This window comes from Pseudostreptobacillus hongkongensis (assembly GCF_001559795.1).
Lineage (GTDB): Bacteria > Fusobacteriota > Fusobacteriia > Fusobacteriales > Leptotrichiaceae > Pseudostreptobacillus > Pseudostreptobacillus hongkongensis.
Genome location: NZ_LOHY01000022.1, coordinates 1 through 318, shown reverse-complemented (window position 1 = coordinate 318; position 318 = coordinate 1). Strand labels below are relative to the sequence as shown.

Genomic DNA, 318 nt, shown 5'->3' with positions numbered 1-318 from the left:
GCGATAGTCGCTGCTAGTTTGCCATCATTCACCGCTTTTTCGCCATCCGGTGTACCGTCAAATCCGACGACCATCACATCCGATTTACCGGCAGTTTGCAGTGCGCGCAGCGCGCCAAGCGCCATTTCATCATTCTGCGCGAATACAGCCTGAACATCCGGATGAGCGGTCAACAGGTTCTGCATTACGTTCAAGCCTTTGGTGCGATCAAAATCTGCAGGCTGGCTGGCCAGAACATTAAACTTGTGAGCAGCAACGGCCTGCTGGAAACCTTCGCCACGTTCACGGGCTGCGGATGTACCGGCAATGCCTTGCAGC

General features: G+C 55.0%; 1 protein-coding gene. It reads right to left on the bottom strand.

What is annotated here, in order from left to right; genetic code table 11:
• The coding region (locus tag AYC59_RS08475) for a substrate-binding domain-containing protein (RefSeq protein ID WP_156445434.1) at positions 1-318 on the bottom strand (318 nt) is incomplete at both ends.